Origin of the sequence: Sphingomonas zeicaulis (genome assembly GCF_050433225.1) — a bacterium.
Taxonomy (GTDB): domain Bacteria; phylum Pseudomonadota; class Alphaproteobacteria; order Sphingomonadales; family Sphingomonadaceae; genus Sphingomonas_D; species Sphingomonas_D zeicaulis.
Genome location: NZ_JBNPXQ010000004.1, coordinates 162,481 through 180,528 on the forward strand (window position 1 = coordinate 162,481; position 18,048 = coordinate 180,528).

At 68.5% G+C, this 18,048-nt stretch carries 15 protein-coding genes and 1 pseudogene; 4 read left to right on the plus strand and 12 right to left on the minus strand.

Translation table 11 applies throughout. The features are described 5' to 3' along the window. Positions 1-9: 9 nt before the first annotated feature. Both FHS96_RS15960 and FHS96_RS15965 read right to left on the minus strand, forming a co-directional pair. The gene (locus tag FHS96_RS15960) at positions 10-2,538 is read right to left on the minus strand and encodes an ABC transporter permease (RefSeq protein ID WP_429593535.1); all 2,529 of its coding nucleotides are present in this window, start codon (positions 2,536-2,538) and stop codon (positions 10-12) included. Next, positions 2,535-3,248 carry an ABC transporter ATP-binding protein gene (locus FHS96_RS15965; protein WP_429593538.1) on the minus strand — a complete coding sequence of 238 codons (714 nt, stop codon included), beginning with the start codon at positions 3,246-3,248 and terminating at the stop codon, positions 2,535-2,537. Before FHS96_RS15965 ends, FHS96_RS15960 begins: the two co-directional genes overlap by 4 nt. Before the next feature lie 102 nt (positions 3,249-3,350). On the opposite strand from FHS96_RS15965, the gene FHS96_RS15970 reads away from it, so the two are divergent. Beyond that, positions 3,351-3,977, plus strand: coding sequence for an arylesterase (locus tag FHS96_RS15970; protein ID WP_429594107.1), 627 nt, complete (start codon positions 3,351-3,353; stop codon positions 3,975-3,977). A 6-nt stretch (positions 3,978-3,983) separates the two neighbouring features. On the opposite strand, the gene FHS96_RS15975 is transcribed toward FHS96_RS15970, so the two are convergent. The 10 genes and pseudogenes from FHS96_RS15975 to FHS96_RS16020 form a co-directional block, all read right to left on the minus strand. After that, a complete protein-coding gene (locus FHS96_RS15975; protein ID WP_429593540.1) occupies positions 3,984-4,487 on the minus strand; it encodes a hypothetical protein in 504 nt (167 codons plus the stop codon). A gap of 56 nt (positions 4,488-4,543) precedes the next feature. Beyond that, positions 4,544-5,929 carry an efflux transporter outer membrane subunit gene (locus tag FHS96_RS15980; RefSeq protein ID WP_429593542.1) on the minus strand — a complete coding sequence of 462 codons (1,386 nt, stop codon included), beginning with the start codon at positions 5,927-5,929 and terminating at the stop codon, positions 4,544-4,546. After that, the gene (locus tag FHS96_RS15985) at positions 5,926-7,089 is read right to left on the minus strand and encodes an HlyD family secretion protein (protein WP_429593545.1); all 1,164 of its coding nucleotides are present in this window, start codon (positions 7,087-7,089) and stop codon (positions 5,926-5,928) included. Before FHS96_RS15985 ends, FHS96_RS15980 begins: the two co-directional genes overlap by 4 nt. After that, the gene (locus FHS96_RS15990; protein ID WP_429593548.1) at positions 7,089-8,774 is read right to left on the minus strand and encodes an MFS transporter; all 1,686 of its coding nucleotides are present in this window, start codon (positions 8,772-8,774) and stop codon (positions 7,089-7,091) included. The genes FHS96_RS15985 and FHS96_RS15990 overlap by 1 nt, the downstream gene beginning before the upstream one ends. 211 nt (positions 8,775-8,985) lie before the next feature. Further along, positions 8,986-9,807, minus strand: a complete 822-nt coding sequence (locus FHS96_RS15995) for a TorF family putative porin (RefSeq protein ID WP_429593550.1) — start codon at positions 9,805-9,807, stop codon at positions 8,986-8,988. 181 nt (positions 9,808-9,988) lie between these two features. Continuing rightward, entirely contained in the window at positions 9,989-11,512 is a 1,524-nt protein-coding gene (locus tag FHS96_RS16000) for a SulP family inorganic anion transporter (RefSeq protein WP_429593554.1), read from the minus strand. Beyond that, positions 11,512-12,207, minus strand: a complete 696-nt coding sequence (locus FHS96_RS16005; protein WP_429593557.1) for a carbonic anhydrase — start codon at positions 12,205-12,207, stop codon at positions 11,512-11,514. The genes FHS96_RS16000 and FHS96_RS16005 overlap by 1 nt, the downstream gene beginning before the upstream one ends. Positions 12,208-12,303: 96 nt before the next feature. Beyond that, positions 12,304-12,954 carry an ATP-binding protein gene (locus FHS96_RS16010; RefSeq protein ID WP_429594110.1) on the minus strand — a complete coding sequence of 217 codons (651 nt, stop codon included), beginning with the start codon at positions 12,952-12,954 and terminating at the stop codon, positions 12,304-12,306. Then, positions 12,949-13,404: pseudogene (locus FHS96_RS16015) on the minus strand (HAMP domain-containing protein); the annotation flags it as partial. The gene FHS96_RS16010 and the pseudogene FHS96_RS16015, both read right to left, overlap by 6 nt. 278 nt (positions 13,405-13,682) lie before the next feature. Beyond that, complete coding sequence (locus FHS96_RS16020) at positions 13,683-14,393, minus strand: response regulator transcription factor (protein WP_429593560.1); 711 nt, start codon at positions 14,391-14,393, stop codon at positions 13,683-13,685. A 279-nt stretch (positions 14,394-14,672) separates the two neighbouring features. Here FHS96_RS16020 and FHS96_RS16025 point away from each other — a divergent pair, with 279 nt between their 5' ends. From FHS96_RS16025 to fdxA, 3 genes are read left to right on the plus strand one after another with little or no spacing between them, the layout of a single operon-like run. Beyond that, entirely contained in the window at positions 14,673-17,231 is a 2,559-nt protein-coding gene (locus FHS96_RS16025; protein WP_429593563.1) for a helicase-related protein, read from the plus strand. Next, positions 17,221-17,577 (plus strand): RNA-binding S4 domain-containing protein, encoded by a 357-nt coding sequence (locus tag FHS96_RS16030; protein ID WP_429593565.1) that lies wholly within the window; start codon positions 17,221-17,223, stop codon positions 17,575-17,577. Before FHS96_RS16025 ends, FHS96_RS16030 begins: the two co-directional genes overlap by 11 nt. A gap of 41 nt (positions 17,578-17,618) precedes the next feature. Continuing rightward, positions 17,619-17,960: a ferredoxin FdxA gene (gene fdxA, locus FHS96_RS16035; RefSeq protein WP_429593568.1), complete on the plus strand. Its 342-nt coding sequence runs from the start codon at positions 17,619-17,621 to the stop codon at positions 17,958-17,960. Positions 17,961-18,048: the final 88 nt, after the last annotated feature.

The window sequence follows — 18,048 nt, forward strand, 5'->3', positions numbered from 1 at the left end:
CTTGGGGGACTACAGCGCCCGCAGCGCCCGCGCCGGCCGCACCGACATCAGCGGGATCGAGCCGGCCAGCCCGATCCCAAGGGTCAGCACCGCGCCGCCCGCGAGCGTGCCGAGCACCACCCACCAGTCCGGCGCCCAGCCGAACTCGAACACGCGCACGATCACATACCAGGCGGCAAGACTCCCCAGCGCGAGCGACACGGCCGCTAGCAGGCTGGCGAGCACCGCATATTCCAGCGCCTGCGCGCCCAGCACCTGCCAGCGCGTCGCGCCCAGGGTCTTCAGGATCACGCTGTCATAGCTGCGCGCCTGGCGTGAGGCGGCGATCGCGCCGATCAGCACCGCGATGCCGGCGAGGATCGCGACCGATGCGGCGACGAGGATCGCGGTCGACATTTGGCGGAGCAGACCGCCGACCTGATCGATGATCTCCCCCACCGCGATCACCGAGGCGGCAGGGAAAGCGGAGAGCAAGGCGCGCGAGACCACGGCTTCGCGCGCCGGCGCCATCGTCACCGTCGCGGTCAGGCTGTGCGGAGCGGCGACCAGAGTGTTGGGCGAGAAGACGAGGATATAGTTGAACCCCATCGTGTCCCAATTGACCTTGCGCAGCGAGGCGATGCGCGCCGGGATCTCGCGGCCGAGCACGCTGACCGTCAGCGTGTCGCCGACGCCGACCTTCATGATCTTGGCCGCCTCCGCGTCTAGCGAGACCAAGGGCGGCCCGGCATAGTCGCGCGGCCACCAGCGGCCGGCGACGACATCGCTGCCTTCGGGCACGACATCGCTGTAGGTCACGCCGCGCTCGCCACGCAGGAACCAGGCGCCCTCGGGCAATTCCTTGAGGTCGGCGACCCGCTGCTTGCCATAGGCGGTGATCGTGCCGCGCAGCGCCGGCACCATGTTGAGCTGCGCACCCGGCGCGCTTTGCTCGACGAGGTCGACGAACTGCTGGCGCTGCTCGACCGGGATGTCGAGCACGAACAAATTGGGCGCCTTGGCGGGCACCGTCCGCCGAATCTCCGATTCCAGGCTGGTCTGGATGCCGGCCAAAGTAACGAACAAGGTCAGCGCAAGGCCGAGCGCGACCACCAGCGCCGCGGTCTGTGCGCCGGGGCGGTGGAGATTGGCGATGGCGAGGCGCAACAGCGGCCGCCGCGGGCGCGGCACGCGCGTCGCAAGCCGCCGCACGCCGGCGCCGATCGCCAGCAGCAACCCCAGCACCGCCGCCGTCGCGCCAAGCACGATCGCCGAGAACAGGGGATCGCGCGCGGTGGCGAGCGCGAGGCCGACCACGCCCGCCCCGGCGAGCGCGACCAGCGCCGAGGTCCGCCGGTCGAGCCGTGCGCGGCGGTCGTCGACCACGCGGAACAGCGCCGCCGCCGGCTCGGTGCGCGCGCGGGCGAGCGGCGGCAAGGTGAACAGCAGCGCGACGAGCAGGCCATAGGCGGCGCTGGTGACCAGCGGCAGCGGGTGGATGGCGATGCCCGGCTTCACCGGCAGAACGTCCCCCGCCGCCGCCACCAGCAAGGGCGGCAGCAGCGCGCCGGCGATCAGGCCGGCGACGATCGCGAGACCCGCGACGATACCGATCTGCAGCAGATAGATGCGGGCGATATCTGCCGAGGTCGCGCCGAGCACTTTCAGGGTCGCGATACTGCCGCGCTTGAGCTGCAGGTAGGAGGCGACGCCATTGCTGATGCCGATCCCCGCGATCACCAGCGCGGCAAGGCCGATCAAGGTCAGGAACTGGCCCATCTGATCGAAGAAGCGGCTGGCGCCGGGGGCGGCGCGATCGCGATCCTTGAGTGCCCAGCCATCGGCGTCGTGGCGTTTCTTGAGCGCATCGACTGTCGCCGCCAGGTCGGCGCCGGGGGCAAGGCGGATGCGGTATTTGCTGTAGTAGAGGCTGCCTGGCTGGATCAGCCCGGCGCGGCGCAGCCCTTCAAGGCTGGTGATCGCCACCGGCCCCAATGTGAAGCCCTCACCGACGCGGTCGGGTTCGTCGACGATGATATCGCTGATCGTGAAGGATGCGGTGCCGTAGCGCAGCCGGTCCCCCGGCTTGACGCCGAGCCGGTCGCCCAGCGACTGGCCGATGACGAGTTCGTCCGCGCCGAGCGGGCGGGTGCTCGCTCCCTTGGCGAGCGTCAGCGTGCCGTAGAGCGGGTAGGCGCCGTCGACGCCCTTCAGCTCGGTCAGCACCGCCTCGGGCGTGCCGGCAGCGGCGGGGCCTTCGCGCCGCGCCATCGCACGCAGCCGGATGGTCTCGCTCATCCGGCCGAGCCGGGCCATCTCCGCCTTCTCCGGCGCGGTCGCCTCACGCTGCGTCATCGAGACCTCGATGTCGCCGCCGAGCAGGGTCTGGCCGCGTTCGGCGAGTTCGCCGGTGATCGCCGAGGTCAGGCTGCCGATTGCGGCGAGCGTCGCGACGCCGAGGAACAGGCAGACCAGCAGCAGGCGCAGCCCGCGCAGGCTGGCGCTGAGGTCGCGGCGGGCGAGCGGCCAGGCGGCGCGCCAGCCAAGCGGACGGCTCATGCGCGGCGATCCGACATGCGATCCGATACGATGCGGCCGTCGCGCATCTCGACGATGCGGTCGCAGCGTTCTGCAAGCGAAGGATCATGGGTGATGATGATCAGGGTCGCGCCGCGCGCCGCCTGCCGCGCGAACAGCAATTCGATGATCGTGGTGCCGGTCGAGGCGTCGAGGTTGCCGGTCGGCTCGTCGGCGAAGATGATCTCGGGGCCGGGCGCGACCGCGCGGGCGATCGCGACGCGCTGCTGCTCCCCGCCGGACAGCTGGGAAGGGTAATGATCTATGCGGTGGCCGAGGCCGACCGCCTGCAGTTCCACCTCGGCGTGCGCGAAGGCGTCGGCCGCGCCGGCGAGCTCCAGCGGCACCGCGACATTCTCCAGCGCGGTCATCGTCGGCAGCAGGTGGAAGGATTGCAGCACGATGCCGATCCGGCCGCGCCGCGCGCGTGCCAGCGCATCCTCGTCCAGCGCGCCATGATCGACCCCGGCGACACGGATCTCGCCGCCGCTCGCCCGTTCCAGCCCGGCCAGCGTCGCCATCAGCGAGGATTTGCCGGAACCCGAGGCGCCGAGGATGGCGAGGCTCTGCCCGCGCTCGATGTCGAGATCGATGCCCTTCAGGATTTCGACGGGCGCGTCGCGGGAACCGAGCGACAGGGTGACATTGCGGGCGCGGATCGCAATATGCGTTTGGTCGCTGGTTCCGTGCATAAGGAAAGAGGTGCTCCGTTGAACGACAGGAAGTTGGGAGTCGCGGCACTGCTGCTGGCCGCGCTGACCGCGGGGTGCGCGGACGGTGAGCCGAACGCCAACATGGCGACGCCCACGGAAAATACGAGTGGCGCGGCGGCCGCGCCGGCGGTTTCTCCACCGATTGCCGACGGAAAGTTGATCGTGGCGTTCGGCGACAGCCTTTATGCCGGCTATCAGCTCGGCCCGACCGAGGGTTTCGCGCCGACGTTGGAGCGGGCGTTGCGTGCGCAGGGCGTCCCCGCGACGGTCGTCAATGCCGGCGTTTCGGGCGAGACGAGCGCGCAAGGCCGCGCGCGCCTCGCCTTCACGCTCGACGGCCAGCCGCGCAAGCCCGACCTCGTCATCCTGGGCCTTGGCGCCAACGACATGCTGCGCGGGCTTTCCCCGCAGGAAGCGCGCGCCAACCTCGATGCGATGCTGACCGAGCTCGACAAGCGCGGCATCAAGACGGTGCTGACGGGCATGCTCGCCGCGCCCAATCTCGGCGCGGATTATGCCGCGGCGTTCAACCCGATCTATCCCGATCTGGCGAAGAAGCATGGCGTGGCGCTCTATCCCTTCTTCCTCGACGGGGTGGCCGGCAAGCGCGAGCTGCTGATCGCGGACGGGATGCATCCCAATCCCAAGGGGGTCGGCGTAATCGTCGGGAAGGTCGCGCCGTTGATCGCCGACGCCGTGAAGGACTGAGCCCGCTCAGCCTTCCGCCCGGCACTTCGCCGCCGTCTCGCGTGCGCTGTCGCTCCAGACGGTGTTGGTGGCGATGACCACCCCGGTCCATCCCTTTTGCGGACGATCCGCCACCGCCACCGCGAAGACGGCGTCGTCTTTCCGGAACGCCGCAACGCTGTCGAACGGCGGCGCGCTGATCGTCGCGGGCGCCCAGCCGCCGAGCTGGCCGCGATAGGCGGGAAGCACCGCCTGCGCCTGCTGCGCGGGCACGCGCAGGAACCGCGCCTCAAGGCAGGCGCCGCCCTGCTGCTTCAACCCGCGCATCATCGATATGGCAGCCATGATCAGGTCGCTGCGATAGGGATCGGCAAAGGGGATCCGCGGATCCTGCACCGCGGACGGCGGATCGCGCGGCGAGGGCAAGGGCTCGGCCGGTGCGCAGGCGGCAAGCGCAAGGCAGAGGAGGATGGTGGGACGGCGCGGGTAAGTCATCGCCGCCAACGTCGAGCGGTGGCGGCGGCTGGTCAAGCGCCCACTCCTTCTCCACCGAGGGGAGAGAGTGGTTCGGCGGCTTTCACCCGCTTCTACCGATCCGTCGGCAGCCCCGCCGGATCCCAGCCGCCGCCCATCGCCTGATACAGCGCAACGCTCGCCGACAGCCGGTCCGCCTCGATCTGGACCAGCGCCAATTCCGCCGCGAGCAGGCCGCGTTGTGCGTCGAGTTGGTCGAGATAGCCCGAATAGCCAGCGTTGTAGCGGTTGGAGGCGTGGCGCAGCGCCTCGGCCAAGGCATCGCGCTGGGCGCGGACCTGGGTCTGTTCGGCACCGATCCGGTCGAGGCGGACGAGCGCGTTCTCCACTTCCTGGAAAGCGGTGAGCGCGGTGGCGCGATAGGCGAAGGCGGCCTGGTCGCGCCGCGCGGCGGCGGCATCGGCGCCCGCCTGCGCGCGACCGGCGTCGAACAGGGGGGCGAGGATGCTGCCGCCGATCGAGAAGACGGTGACTGGATCGAGCCGCGACACCGCGAGCACGCCAGCCGATCCGGTAAGCTGGACCGTGGGCAGGAACGCCTTGCGCGCCGCCGAGAGGCTGCGGTCGGCGGCGACCAATGTCAGTTCGGCCTGTGCGATATCCGGCCGGCGGCGCAGCAAAGTGGAGGGCAGGCCCTGCGGCACTGGCGGCACGACCAGCGCCGCGAGCGTGGCGCCGCGTTCGATCGCGCGAGGATTGTCCCCGACCAGCCGGCTCAGCGCATTTTCCTGGATCGCGATGGCGCGCTCGACCTGCGGGATGATCTGCGCGGTCGCGGCATATTCGCTGCGCGCCTGATTGAGTTCGAGCTGCGAGGTATAGCCGGCATCGGCGCGCGACTGGGCGAGGCGCAGCGCCTCGGCGCGGGCGCCGAGCGTCTCGCGCGCGACGATCAGCCGCGCGTCTAGCGCGCGCAGCGCGATATAGCCGGAGGCGGTGGCACCGGCGACCGAAAGCGCGGCGGCATCATGCGCGGCGGCGCTTGCCAGATATTGCGCACGGGCGGCGCCGGCGAGATCGTCGAGCCGCCCGAATAGGTCCGCCTGCCATGCCGCCTGAAGTTGCGGCTGGATCTGGCCGGCATCGTTGGCGGTGCCGAGCGCACCCAATGCGCGTGAATAGGCACCGCCGACCGCGGCGTTGAGCGTGGGCAGAAGCTGTGCGCTGGCGGTGCGGCTGTTCGCCTCCGCCTCACGCACCCGCGCCAGCGCGGTCGCAACGTCGGGATTGTTGGCGAGCGCACGTTCGACCAGCGCGGTCAGCGCCGGATCGCCGTAACCGCGCCACCAGTCGGTCGCGACCGGTGCGGCGGCGGCCGTCACCGGCGTGCGCCAGCCCTCTGGCGGCGTTACCGCAGCCTCGCGGGGAATGCCGGCGGTGTTGAGCGTGCAGCCGGCGAGGAGGCCGGCGAGCAGCACACCGGCGGTGCGGCGGATCATCGTTGCGGGCCGCTGTCGGTATCGATCTTCACCTCCACCGACATGCCGGGGCGCAGCCGGCGCGCGAGCGGCTGGTTGGGATCGACGGCGATACGCACCGAGATGCGCTGCGCCACCTTCACGAAATTGCCGGTCGTGTTGTCCGGCTTGAGCACCGCGAACTCGGATCCGGTCGCTGGCGCCAGGCTGACGATATGGCCGGTCAGCTTCGCATCGCCCAGTGCATCGACGCGGAAACTGGCGCGCTGGCCGGGCGCCATTCGCGCGGTCTGCGCTTCCTTGTAGTTGGCGGTGATCCAGAGCTGGCGCGGCACCACGAACATCAGTTGTGTGCCGGCGGTGACATATTGGCCGACGCGCACGCCGACCTCCCCCAGTTCGCCGTCCGCGGGCGCGCGGATGACGGTGTTGGCAAGGTCGATCTCGGCAAGATGGAGCGCGGCGCGCGCGCCCTCGACCGCGGCTTCCAGCGCGCCGCGGTTGACCCCGACCGCGACGACATCCTGCCGGGCGATCTCGCGTCCCGCCTCCGCCTGGCGCACGGCGGCTTCGGCGGCGCGGAGCGCGGCCAATGTCTGGTCGCGTTCGCGCAGCGATACCGATCCCTGGCCGACCAACTCGTCCACCCGGCGCATGTCCGCCTGCGCGCGCAGCAATTGCGCGCGTGCACTGGCGACCGCGGCACCCTGCGAGACCTGCGTCGCCTCGCGCGATCGGCGGGTCTGTTGCGAATTGGCGAGCGCGGCGATCTGCGCGTTGAGGTTGGCGCGCGCCTGCTCGACCTTCTGCGCGTAGATGCGATCGTCGATCTTGGCGAGGATCTGGCCGGGCTTCACCGGCTCGAAATCCTGCACCGGCACGGCCACGACATAGCCCGCCACCTGCGGCGCAATCAGCGTCGTACGGCCGCGGACATAGGCATTGTCGGTCGATTGCATGCGCGGCGAGAAGGGCGGCAGCGCCCAGGCGTAAAGGATCACGAGGATGCCCGCGATCACCACCGCGGCGATGATCAACGTCGTGCGCCACGTGTTGCGTGGCGGTGCCCAGCCGGTGGGGGCGGGCGGCGCCGGCGGGGCGGGGCCGGCAGCGGGGGCGGGGGGCGTCTCGATCGGCTCGTTGACCCGCGCCTGACCCGCCGGTGCCTGCGGTTCGCTCATCATTGCCCCCTCATCCGCGCCATCGCCGCCAGCACCTCGCTCATCGGGTTGACCCCGGTTATGTACATGCGGAGCTGGCGGATGCCGATCCAGACCAGTACGGCGAGCGACAGAACCGCCACCAGCAGGAAGATGTCGTTGAACGCCAGCACATTGGCCTCGCGCGTCACCTGCTGGGAGAGCAAGGCCGCGCCCTCCGCCTGCCGCAATGTCGGATCGCCCAGCACCTTGCCATAGGCACCGCCCAGCGACTGGATGCGGCCGGCGACCTGCGGATCGGCCAATGTCAGCGACTGGATGATGCTGTGCGAATGGAATTTTTCGCGCATCACCTGGAAGGTGCCGAGGAAGGCGGTGCCGGCAAGGCCGCCGATCGACTGGGTGATGCTGAACAGCGCGACGAAGCTGACGATGTGGTTGGGGCCCTTCACCAGTGCGCGCAGGATGCCGATCAGCAGGGTCGGCCCCATGAAGAACACTGCGGCGAAGGCGATCAGCGCCTGGCTGAAATACATGTTCTGCGGGCGGGTGAGATTCGTCGAATGCGAATCGATGAAGGCGCCGATCGCGATCAGGGCGACCGACCAGAAGATCGGCCGGCCGAGATTGGCGGGGTTGATCGTGATCGCGCTCGCCGCAAGCCCGGCGATCGTCGCCAGCACCATGACGAGACCGAGCATGAACAGTTGATCATTGCCCACGCCCAGCACCGTCATCAGCCCGATTGCGCCGTAGCTCTGTTCGGACAACAGGATGCGGACGGACGTGGCGACCAGCGCGAAGCGAAGGATGTCGCGGCTCGCCAGCCACCGCGTGTTGAGCAGCGGATTGGCGCGGTTATGCTCGATCAGCAACGCGCCGGCGATCAGCAAAATCGCGGCGCAGGCGGCGTAGCCGAGCCACGGCGCCTCGGTCCACCACAGGATGCGGCCCTGCGCCAGCACCGCGCAGAGCAGGGCGGCGCCGGGCGCGTAGAGCGCGAAGGTGAGGAAGTCGAGCGGCTCGAACGCCTTCATGCGCTCGCTTGGCGGCAGGCGGAGCAGGAAGACGAGCGCTGCGCTGATGAGCGCGAGGCCGAGTTCGAACACGTAGAGCATCGTCCATTGGCCGCGTTCGAGCAGGTCCGACGACACCAGCCGGGCCAAAGGTGTGGCAAGCTGGGGAATGCCGATGCCCAGCGCGATCCCCTTGAGCCGCCAGGCGGCCGGCATCGACTGGATGATGTAGAGCAGGCACAATGTGGAAAGCGCGCTGGCGGCGATGCCGCTGGCGCCGCGCACGATCAGCGCGCTGGTATAGGTGTGGATAACGAGATGCGCCGCGGTGACCAGCACATAGGCGGGCAGGAAGATGCGCGCGAAGGTGACGAGGCCGAACTGCTGGCGGAACTTGACGAGCAGCAGGCTCATCGAAACGTTCGTCATGATGTAGGCGGCGATTAGCCACGTCGCCTGATCGCTGTAGAGGCCGAGCGATCCCTGAATGTTGACGAGATTGGCAGTGACCATCGCGTTGCCGAAACCGCCGGTCAGGCCGATGAATACCCCGATACCGAAATAGGCGAAGCGGCGGCCGGTAGGATGGGCGGGGGTGGCCGGCGAACCGGGAAGCATCGGCCGCTCATGCGGCGCGAACACATAGTCGGATGAAGCCTCGCCGCTCACGCGCACATCGGTCGCCGGCATGCTGCATTGCAACAGGCGGTCTGTGCGGGCGGCGGGGCAAGAGGCGGTATCATCGCTCTCGACCTAGCACGGCGTTGCTGAATTGTTACGTCGTCTTTCTGAGAATCGCGCGATTTTTTGGTGCCATGCAACGCGCGGCCGGGACCGATCGGCGCGCCGGCATAGTGCCGACGTGCCTGACCGTTCCCGTCCGTTCAGGGGTGTGCTGCGATCAGAACGCGGCGCTGATCGAGAACACGACCTGGCTGGCCGCGATCGACGACCCGTTCTTGGTCGACGAGAAGTTCGGCTGCAGATAGGCAGCTTCACGCTTGGTGATATCGGTGTCGACATAGGCGACGCCCAGAACCACCGGGCCAAGCGCCAGATCGGCACCCACCAGCCAGTCGAGATATTCGCCGGTCGGCGCGAGCGACGTGCCGTTCGGGCCGAGGCCCGGATTGCCGTTCGAATAGCCCAGGTGACCCTTCAGCGTCAGCGGGGTATCCGGAATGCCGCCCGAGACGTCACCCCAGATGTACAGATTGTCCTGCTTCTGGCCGCGGCTGTTGACCGTGCGTTCGAAGTTGCCGAGCGCTTCCTGCTTGGGCGCGTAAGCAACGCCAAGGAGAACGCTAGCCGGGCCGACGGTGCTGCTGAGCTTCGCATAGGGCTCGGCGAAATCGGTGTCCGAGAAGCCGCCCGGATACATGTACCAGGTCAGGCCGACGTCGAGCGCCGTGCCCTCGGCGACTTCGAACTTGTAGCCGGCAAAGAGGTCGAGCTCCATATTGGCGCCGCCGAAGGTGCCCCAGCCCGACAGGTTCGAACCCCAGGTGCCGGCGTAAGCGCCGCTCTCATGGCTGACGGTGATGCCGCCCTGGATCGCCATTTCCTTGTCGCTCTGCGAGACGCCGCGGAAGCGATAGTCGGAGACGAGCGCAACGCTGCCTGAAACGGTGATGGGTTCGGCCGGCTCTTCAGCGGCTTCCTGGGCGAAGGCGGGCGCCGAGAGCGACATCAGGAGCGCTGCAACGGCGAAACGGTTGATCATGGAACATTCCCCTTCCGTGAGAACGTTCCTCCTGCGCCCCTAAAGTCCCGGCCTCATCCGCTTATGAGCCCACACGCCGTGCCGGGTGCCTTAAGGTGAAATCGAAAATAGCCGCCAAACCTGACTGGAATGTTGCTGATTTGTTGCAAAACATTGCCAGTCAGGCTCGCGATCATTTTGGTCAGCGGGTGTGATCAAGATGCCGCAGTGCACCAGGTGCGCCCGCCAGCTCGATCGACATGCCGCTGCGGCGCTTGCGCTGCAGCCAATCGGAAAGCATCTCGGCGACGGTGTGGTCCACGGCGGGCACGCGGGCGAAGTCGATCTTCGCCGGCTTGTCCTCGGGCAGGGCGTCGAGCGCCTTGCTGAGCTTGGGCAGGCTGACGAAGGTGGCGGCACCATCCAGCGACATGTGGCTGGCTTCCGGATGATGATCCGTGTTCACCCGCAGGCGGAGACGGCGCAGGTTCGGTGCCAGTTCGACCAGCGAGAGACCCAGGCCGACCAGCACGCCGGTCAGCAGGTCGGTCGCGACGACCATCACGAAAGTCGCCAGCCAGATCACCACCGGCATCGCGCCATAATGGCTGAACAGGTGCTTCACATGGCTCAGGCTCACCAGACGCCAGCCGGTAACGACGAGGATCGCGCCGAGCGACGCCATCGGGATCGCACGCAGCAGCCAGGGCAGCAGCGCCACGAAGCCGAGGATCCACACGCCGTGCATCACCGCCGACATGCGGGTGACGGCACCGGCCTGCACGTTGGCCGATGACCGGACGATGACGCCCGTCATCGGCAGCGCGCCGGCCAGGCCGCACAGCAGGTTGCCGATGCCCTGCGCCCGCAGTTCCTTGTCGTAGTTGGTGCGGACACCGTCATGCATGCGGTCCACCGCGGCGGCCGACAGCAAGGTCTCCGCGCTGGCGATGAAGGCGATCGCGATCGCGGTGATGATCACGGTCGGCGACATCAGGCCGGAAAGGAAGCTGGCGTTGGGTGTATCGACCGCGGAGACGATCGAAGCCGGCACGTCCACCTTGGCGACGCCGAGGCCGAGCGCGACGGTGACGAGGGTGGCGATGACGACGCCGACCAGCGCGCCCGGCACCAGCCGCATCGACTGCGGGCGGAGCTTTTCCCAGCCGATCATCGCGCCGATGGTCAAAAGGCCGACCAGCAGCGCGAGCTCGGTCGCCTCGATGTTGCTGGGCGAGAGGCCGAAGACACGGCTCGGCATCGCTGCCAGATTCTCGAGGCCGCTCGACAACGGCTTGGCATCGAACAGCACGTGGAACTGACCGATCACGATCAGCGCGCCGATGCCGGCGAGCATGCCGTGCACCACCGCGGGGGAGATCGCGCGGAACCAGCCGCCGAGCTTGAAGATGCCGGCCGCGACCTGGAACAGGCCGGCGAGCACGAGGATCGGGCCCAGCGCCGAGAGGCCTTGTTCCTGGACGATTTCGAACACGATCACGGCGAGGCCGGCGGCAGGGCCGCTGACCTGCAGCGGCGAACCCGCCAGCAGACCGACGACGATGCCGCCGATGATGCCGGTGATCAGGCCCTTTTCGGGCGGTACGCCCGAAGCGACGGCAATGCCCATGCAGAGGGGCATCGCAACGAGGAAGACGACGATCGAGGCGGTAAGATCCCGGCCGATCGTCTTGCCCCCCGCGGGGGTTGCTGTGGTGTCAGTCATTATTCTGCCGCCTGAGCATAGATGATGTCGGATGCCAGGCGCTGACGCGCAGGCAGAGCGACGGGAAGCGCCTTGTCATGGTCGAGCTGGACGAACCGGCCGGTCTCGCCGTCGAGCGCCAGCACCTGGCCATGATGGATGTCGACGAACCAGCCATGCAGCGCGATCTCGCCGCGGGCGATGCCGGCGGCGACCGAGGGGTGCGTGCGCAGATGCGCGAGCTGGGCGACGACGTTTTCGAGCGAGACGGCACGGATCTGCTCCGGGCGGCTCAGCTCGGGATAGCCGGTGGTGACGACATGATGCGCCGCCGACGAATGGCGGAGCCATGCGGCGACGTTGGGCATCTTGGCGAGCGTGACGTCATCGCCCAGCGCCTTCATCGCCCCGCAGTCCGAATGGCCGCAGACGATGATATCGGTCACGCCCAGCACCATCACCGCATATTCGACGGTGGAGGAGACGCCGCCATTTGCCTGCGAGAAGGGGGGGACGATATTGCCGGCGTTGCGGCAGACGAACAGGTCGCCGGGCTGCGCCTGGATGATCTCTTCGGGAACCACGCGCGAGTCGGCGCAGGAAATCATCAGCGCCTTGGGGCTCTGGCCATGGTTGGCGAGACGGGAGTACAGTTCCTGTTTGGTCTGGTAGACCTGTTTCTCAAAACTGAATACGCGCCCGATAACCTCGTTCATGACATTCTCCACTGGCTTGCGCGCGATGCGCGCGCCTTGCCATGGAGCTAGAAAACCGTGTTTGCTGCGACGCAGCGGTAGCGTTAAAAATCATTGCTACGCGGTAGGTAGTGCGATTTCCGCGCGCAGCCCCCCCTCAGGGCGGTTCGTAAGCGTCAGCCGGCCCTTCTCGATGTCGACGGCGCGCACGACGATCGCGAGGCCAAGGCCGAGGCCCTGCGTATCGCGCTGGCGCGCGGTATCCAGTCGGGTGAAAGGCTGCAGCACTTCCGCCAGCTTGTCCTTGGCGATGCCCGGGCCGTCATCGTCGACGCGGATCAGCACTTCATTCTCCGCGACCGCGACCGAAACCACGCAGCGTTCGCCATAGCGCAGCGCATTGCCGACGAGGTTGCCGATTGCGCGCCGCATGTTGAACGGCCTGATCCGGAAGCTCAGATGGTCCGGACCTTCGTAGCTCGCATCATAGCCGCGGTCGGCGCATTCTTCGGCGATTGTTGCCGCGAGCACGGCAAGGTCGGTCAGCACGGGTTGTTCGGGGTCGCGCTCTCCGCCGAGGAAGGCGAGCAGCGAGGCGATCATGCCGTCCATCTCGTCGAGATCGCCCTGGATCGCGTCGCGGACCTGCTCGTCGCGCACCGAATCGAGCCGAAGCTGCAGGCGGGCAATGGGGGTGCGGATATCATGGCCGACCGCGGCCAGCGCCTCGGTACGCTCGTCGATCAGGCGGTGGATGCGCAACTGCATCGCGTTGAACGCGCGAATGACGTCGCGCACCTCGAACGTACCACTTTCGCGAACCAGCACTTCCTCGCCGAGGCCGATTCGCTCTGTCGCGTGCGCCAGCCGGCGCAACGGACTGAGCGCGCGGCGGATCAGCAAGGCGCCCAGCACCAGCAAGGCCATCGCTGGGATCATTGCCAACAGCACGCGGCCCAACGCCAGATCCCAGCTGTGAACGAGGTTCTTGGCCGTGAAATGGATCCAGCTGCCATCGGGCAGCCGCAAGTCGCCGATCACCGTCGCCTTGCGCCCTGGGGAAAGCAATTTGAGCCTGAGGTCGGTCTTGGCGAGTTCAGGCTCCCACGCCACGATCTGGCGGCGCATCGCGCGCAGTTCGGCCGAGAGCGGCGGCGGTACCAGCGGCGTTGGTCCCCAGTGGAGGATGTAGCGATCGGTGGTCAGCTCGCCAGCCATCTGCGGTCGCTGCTTCCACGACCGTTCGTCTATCAGCTTGCGCGCGATCACGAGATGCTCGGCGAGGCGCCGCGCCTCGTCCTCGCGCAGCGACAGGCGCGCCGCGCGTTCATAGAGCACGGTGCTGGCGCCGAACTCGATGACGACGGTCAGCAGCAGGATCGCGAGGATCCGGCCGAGCAGGCCCAGATGATGCCGGGTCGTTCCGAACACGGGATGATAGCCGGGTTGTTGTTCTACGCGATCAGTATCGCCGCGCCGCCGATTGCGCCAGCGGCTCAGCTGCGCTCGACCGTCGCGTTGAACATATAGCCGACACCGCGCACGGTGACGATCGGCGCCGGCTTGTCCTCGGTCGAAAGCTTGCGACGCAGCCGGCTGACCAGCACGTCGATGCTGCGATCGGATGAATCGCCCAGCCGCGTGCGCGACAGCTCGATCAACCGCTCACGCGCGATCACGCGCTGCGGCTGGCCGAGGAAGCTCGCCAGCAGGTCGAACTCGGCGCCGGTCAGCGGCACGATCGCGCCGTCGGGCGACTTCAGCTCACGCCGCGGATAGTTGACCGCCCAGCCGTCGAACCTGTCCTCATTGTCGCGCGGGCCGGACGGCTGGCGCTCGAGCCCGCCACGGCGCAAAACGGCGCGGACGCGCGCCACCAGCTCACGCGCGCCGAAGGGCTTGGCGAGATAGTCGTCGGCGCCGAGTTCGAGCCCGATTACGCGATCGGCCTCGCTGTTCTTGGCGCTGATGAAGATGATCGGCACGTCGCTGCGACGGCGAATCTCGCGGCACAGGTCGATCCCGTTGGTGCCCGGCAACATGATGTCGAGCAGCAGCAGATCGACATGCCCATTCTCGAAGGCGATCCACATCTCCGGTGCGGAGGACGCGGTCTGCACCCGATAGCCATTTTCCTGAAGCGCGCGCGCAGTCAGCGTCCGCAAGGGCGGATCGTCTTCGACGAGAACGATGTTCGGCGAGGTCATCAGCGGATATATACGCAGCGCGACGGCGTTGTCATGCATCGGGAGGTAGATAGATGGGCGCCCCCGGTCAACCGCGCGCCGCTGTTAGCGCTCCCTGGCGCGCTGCAGCAATGCTTTGTCAGGTCGCGGACACTTGAGCGCCGATCTGGAAATGATTCATCCTGATGTCCGTTCTCTCTCCCACTCCGCCGGCGCTTGTCGGCGGAGGGAGGCTGAACCGGGTCGGCGGCTCGAAATCGCCGCTTGCGCCTGAGGCCGATCGGTCCGATCTATCATTGCATGAGCGCGTTCGCCCGATCGGCTGTGACCGCCGTGCTGGGGCCCACCAATACCGGCAAGACCCACCTCGCGGTGGAGCGCCTGTGCGGCCATTCGTCGGGCATGATCGGCTTTCCGCTGCGCCTGCTGGCCCGCGAGGTCTATGACCGTGTCGTCGCGATCAAGGGCCCCAAGGAAGTCGCGCTGATCACGGGCGAAGAGAAGATCGTGCCCGAAGGCGCGCGCTGGTTCCTTTCCACCGCCGAATCGATGCCGATGGAGCGCGACTTCGCCTTCGTTGCGCTCGACGAATCGCAGCTCGGCGCCGATCCCGAGCGCGGTCATGTCTTCACCGACCGGTTGCTTCACGCCCGAGGCCGCGAGGAGACGATGATCCTCGGCTCCGAAAGCATGCGGCCGATGATCCGCGCGCTGGTGCCCGATGCGGAAATCATCACCCGCCCGCGTTTCTCCACGCTCAGCTACGCCGGCGCCAAGAAGCTCAGCCGCCTGCCCAAGCGCTCGGTGGTCGTCGCGTTCAGCGCCGAGGAGGTCTATGCGGTGGCGGAAATGCTGCGGCGGACGCGCGGCGGTGCTGCTGTGGTGATGGGCGCGCTTTCGCCGCGCACGCGCAACGCGCAAGTCGCGATGTATCAGGCAGGCGAGGTCGATTATCTCGTCGCTACCGACGCGATCGGCATGGGCCTCAACATGGATGTGGCACATGTCGCCTTCGCCTCGCTCTCCAAGTTCGACGGGCGGCGCCGGCGGCGGCTGACACTCGCCGAAATGGCGCAGATCGCCGGCCGCGCCGGACGTCACCAGCGCGACGGCACTTTCGGCGAGCTCGCGCTGGAGGGGAATGAGGGGCGGCGCTTCCTGCCCGAGGACATCGAGGCGATCGAGGAGCATCGCTTCCCGCCGCTCGACCATCTGTTCTGGCGCGACGGCAATCCCGACATGACGAGCGTCGACCGGCTGATCGAGGCGCTGGAGGCGCGGCCCGATCGGCCGCAACTGCGCGCGGCACCGCAGGCAGTGGACCTCGCGGTGCTCAAGCGGCTGGCGGCCGAACCCTATGTCGGCGCCCGCGCGCGCGGCGAACGCGCCGTCCGCCGGCTGTGGGCCGCATGCGGCCTGCCCGATTTCCGCAAGACCGGCGCCGAGGCACACAGCCGGCTGGTCAGCCGGATCTATGGGCATCTGAGCGAGGGGCAGGGACATATCCCGGCGACCTGGTTCGCCGACGAGATCGCGCGGCTCGACAATGTGCAGGGCGACGTCGAGGCGATTGCCGATCGCATCGCCGCGGCGCGCACCTGGGCCTATATCGCGCACCGCGCCGACTGGCTGGCCGAACCCGGCCGCTGGGCCGAACGCACGCGCACGCTGGAGGAAAAGCTCAGCGACGCCCTCCACCAGCGGCTGACGCAGCGCTTCGTCGATCGCCGCACCTCGGTGCTGATGCGCGATCTGGGCGCCAAGGGGCATGACGCGCTGCCGGTGGCGGTCGAAGCGGATGGCGCGGTGCTGGTGGGCGGCGAGCATATCGGCCATCTCGAAGGCTTCCGCTTCCGGGTCGATCACCAGGCCCGGCATGGCGACATGAAGCGGCTGATGGCGGCGGCGGAGCGACGGCTGGGCGGTGAGCTTTCGCGCCGCGCGACGCAGCTTGCCGCGGCGCCCGACGAGGAGTTCACGCTCGCCACCGATGTCGGCCGCCCGGTAGCGATCTTCTGGCGCGGCGATATCGTCGCGCGGCTGGAGAAGGGCAGGGGGCTGCTGCAGCCGCACGTCCGCCTCTACAAGGCGCTCGACGCGCTCTCCGCCGATGACCGCTCGGTGGTGACCGAGCGGCTCGCGGGTTGGCTGCAGGCGCAGACGCGGCGCCACCTGAAGCCGGTGACCGCGCTGGCGGCGGCGGCGCGCGACCCTCAGGTGCCGCCGCAGATGCGGGCGCTCTATGCGCCGCTCGCCGACGCCGGGGGCATCGCCGCGCGCGCCAATCTCGATACGACGGTGGCGGCGCTCGATCGCACGATGCGCCAGCAGGCAGCGCGGCTCGGGGTAAAGATCGGCACGCTCGACATCTTCTGCCCGGTGTTGCTGAAGCCAGAGGCCGCGCGCTGGCGGCTGGCGCTGATCGCGGCGAACGAGGGGGGCGACATGCCCGAACTGCCGCAGGCGGGCGCCGCGGCGGTGGCGACGCCGGGCGATCCGGTTCGGTTCGAGACGGCGGTGCGCGCCGGTTACCGTCCGCTCGGCGCGCAGATGCTGCGGATCGACCTCGTGGAGCGGCTGGCGCGAATCGCCCATGAGGCGCGCACCGGCGGCGATAGCGGCGGCCGCGCACCGTTCAGCCCCGATCCGGGGCTGGCGACGTCGCTGGGTCTGCGCCCGCCGAGCTTTGCGCAGCTGATGCTGGCGCTGGGCTTCCGCCCCGCGGATGCCGCGGACGATGGCCGCACCGGCCCGCGCTGGGTGTGGCGCGGGGTGCAGCGGCCGCGCCGTCGCGCGATCCAGCGGCCGGGCAATGCCTTTGCCGTGCTGGCGGAATGGCGGACGGCGGATGGCCACTGACCCGGCCGGGCCGAGCGGGACTGCGGGGCCGAGCCAGCGGCTCGACCGCTTCCTGTGGTTCGTGCGGCTGGTGAAGACGCGGTCGCTGGCGCAGGCGATCGCGCAGGAGGGGCGGCTGAGGATCGACGGCCGCGTGGTGGATCGCGCGCACGCCCCGGTCAGACTGGGCAATGTGCTGACCTTCGCGCTCAACGGCCGGGTGCGGGTGATTCGCGTCGAGGCGCTGCCGACACGGCGCGGACCAGCGCCGGAAGCCGGAAAATGCTATGCCGATCTGTCACCGCCGGTGCTGCGAACGACTTGCAGCAAGGGCGAAGATGTTGACGCGCCGGGGCGCGAACCTTAGCGGGGCCGCCACGGGACGTTTCCCCGGGGAGCTTTGAGACAATGACCTACGTCGTTACGGACGCCTGCATCCGCTGCAAATATATGGATTGCGTGGAGGTGTGTCCGGTCGACTGCTTCTATGAGGGCGAGAATATGCTCGTCATCAACCCCAGCGAGTGCATCGATTGCGGGGTGTGCGAGCCCGAGTGCCCGGCGGAAGCGATTCTCCCCGATACCGAGAGCGGCCTCGAACAGTGGCTGGAACTCAACGCGACCTATTCGGCGCAATGGCCGAACGTGACGCGCAAGCTCGACCAGACCCCGGACGACGCCGACGCGATGAAGGGCGAGACCGGCAAGTTCGAGAAATATTTCTCGCCGGAGCCCGGCGCGGGCGACTGAGGCTGTCGGCCTTGCCCCTTCTCCCCTTCCGCTTGCGGGAGGGGGCGGGGGAGGGCCTGTTCGGGATTGGCGCCGTCGTCTGACAGCC